2 protein-coding genes are annotated in these 2398 nt (G+C 67.4%); one reads left to right on the top strand and one right to left on the bottom strand.

Translation table 11 applies throughout. The features are described 5' to 3' along the window. Window positions 1–257 precede the first annotated feature (257 nt). On the bottom strand, window positions 258–1406 hold the full coding sequence (gene argE, locus FL625_RS17985; protein ID WP_149590041.1) for an acetylornithine deacetylase: 1149 nt from the start codon (window positions 1404–1406) through the stop codon (window positions 258–260). 108 nt (window positions 1407–1514) lie between these two features. Between argE and FL625_RS17990 the strand changes: the two genes are divergently transcribed. After that, complete coding sequence (locus FL625_RS17990; protein ID WP_235019502.1) at window positions 1515–1979, top strand: hypothetical protein; 465 nt, start codon at window positions 1515–1517, stop codon at window positions 1977–1979. Window positions 1980–2398 lie beyond the last annotated feature (419 nt).

A 2398-nucleotide genomic window follows, 5' to 3' on the forward strand; every position in this document is an offset into this window, starting at 1 on the left:
CTCAGGTTGGGCAGACTCTACATCACAGCGAGGGAACTTCCGGGGGGCAGGTCAATACTCTTGCTCCTTTCAGAAATACTTCACGGGTAGGCAGCCGGTTTCGACACCGGTTCGGGAAACCGGCGGACTGGGGGGTGTGAAACCCCCGGCAGCGTGCGGCCGGGGTGCCGGAAAACTGGTTGACAGATTCTTTCCGTCCGCGGCCATCCTTCTGTTTCCGAAGGGGAATCCGGAAATGTCCACCGTGGACAGAAGTGTCAGATCCCGGCCTCCAGCCGGTCCACCAGCGCCGCAAGCATCCCCCGGCAACGCTCGATCTGCTCGACCGTGACGAATTCGTCCGGCTTGTGCCCCTGGGCCATCGACCCCGGCCCGCAGATCACCGTGGGCACGCCGAGCCTGTCGTGGAACAGCCCCCCCTCGGTCCCGAAGGCCACCTTGATGGTCCCGTTCGCCCCGGTCAGCCCCTTGACGAAGCGCACCACCTCGGCGTCCGGCGCGGTGCCGAGGCCGGGATAGTCCCACAGCCGCTCGACCCGGATCTCCGCTTCCGGGAACCGGTCCCGCAGCGGAGCGACGATGGCCTCGGCCTCGGCTTCCAGCCGCGCGATCAGCCCCGTCACGTCCTCGCCGGCCAGCGCGCGAATCTCGAAGTCCAGCACGGCCTGGTTCGGCACGATGTTGACCTGCACGCCGCCCGCCATCTTGCCCACATGCAGGGTGGTGTAGGGCACGTCATAGTCCCCGTCGCGCAGGCCGGTCTCGGCCACCTCGGCCTGCACCCGCCGCACCGCGCCCAGGAAATCCGCCGCCAGGTGCAGCGCGTTCAGCGCCAGCGGCGCCAGCGCCGAATGCCCCTCGCGGCCCCGGCAGGTCGCCCGCAGCGCGACCTTTCCCTTGTGCCCGGTCGCCACCTGCATCCCCGTGGGCTCGCCCACGATACAGAACCACGGCCGCTCCGGCGCCTTGGCCAAGAGGTCGATCAGGCTGCGCACCCCCATGCAGCCGATCTCCTCGTCGTAGGACAGCGCCAGGTGCAGCGGGGCCTGCAACGGCCGCCGCGCCGCACTCAGCATCGCCTCGATCGCACAGGCGACGAAGCCCTTCATGTCCGCCGCCCCGCGCCCGTAATAGCGGCCCTCGGCCTCGGTCAGGGCGAAGGGCGGCACGGTCCACTCCTGTCCCTCGACCGGCACGACGTCGGTATGCCCCGACAGCATGATGCCCCCGCCACCCGACGGCCCGGTCGAGGCGTAGAGGTTGGCCTTCCCTCCAGCCGCATCCGGCACCATCACCACCTTGATCCCGGCGCCTTCCAGAAGGAGGCGGACCTCGTCCATCAGCGCCATGTTCGGCCGGTGGCTGACCGTATCGAAAGCCAGTAGCCGCTGCAGAATCTCGCGCATGCCCGTCTCCCTTTGCCTCCCTGCTACCGCGAAACGCCGCGGCCGGAAAGTCGTCCGGCATGGCCGACCGCCCTTGTCCGGCGCCGCGCACTTTGCCAATGTCGGCGCATGCCGTCCGCTGTTCGACCCAAGCGTCCTTCCGCCCTGGCCCTAGCATTCGTCGTCGGATGTGCCGGTCCGGCCATGCCCGATACAGCGAACCTCACCCCGGCCGAGCCGGTGCACAACGGCCCGGTAGCTCGCGTCATTCTGGCACAGCGCAACTATGAGGCGGCGATCGAGCACGGCGACGCGCTGCTGCTGGTCGGCGCAATCCGTCTCGCCCGCAGCGTGACCCTGCGCCCGGCAACCGGATGGACCAAGGCAACCTCAGGGGCGGCAGACAAGGAACAACCTGCCGGAAGAACCGCCGCGCCCGATCCGGCATCGCCGGAGGCCCTGAGCATTGCCCAGGCCCTTGCCGGCGAGGATCCGACGCTTCAGGATCTCGTCTACGATATCGACGCGCAGCTGCCGCTTGGCCGGCACGCGACGGTGACCGGCGCGGTCCGAACTCGCCGGCGGGCAGAGTGAAGTCTGGCGGATCGCCCTGCCGGGGGATGTCCCCGCCCAACTTGGTCTGATTGGCGACGGCGACACGGCGCTGAGCCTCACGGTGTCAGACGGTTCGGGCAATGTCGTTTGTGCCGTTCCAGCGCAAGCCGACGCCGCCCTGTGCCGATTTACCCCGGCGCGCAACGAGTTGTTCAGCGTAACGGTGGCGAACAGCGGCCAGATCCGCAACAGCTATCGCCTGATCGGCAGCTAGCAGTACCCGTTATCCTACGGTAATCCTCCCCATGGTTAAGGGGATGCGGAAGTAGAATTTTCTCGGCAAGATTGACGAGGAGATTCCGATGAAGAAGAGCCGTTTCACCGAAGCCCAGATCATGGGTGTTGCTCTGACCCCCGAGAGTCATCCAGCTGAAACCAGAGCCGGCGGGTGACAATTG

Source organism: Tabrizicola flagellatus (assembly GCF_008271465.1).
Classification (GTDB): Bacteria; Pseudomonadota; Alphaproteobacteria; order Rhodobacterales; family Rhodobacteraceae; genus Tabrizicola; species Tabrizicola flagellata.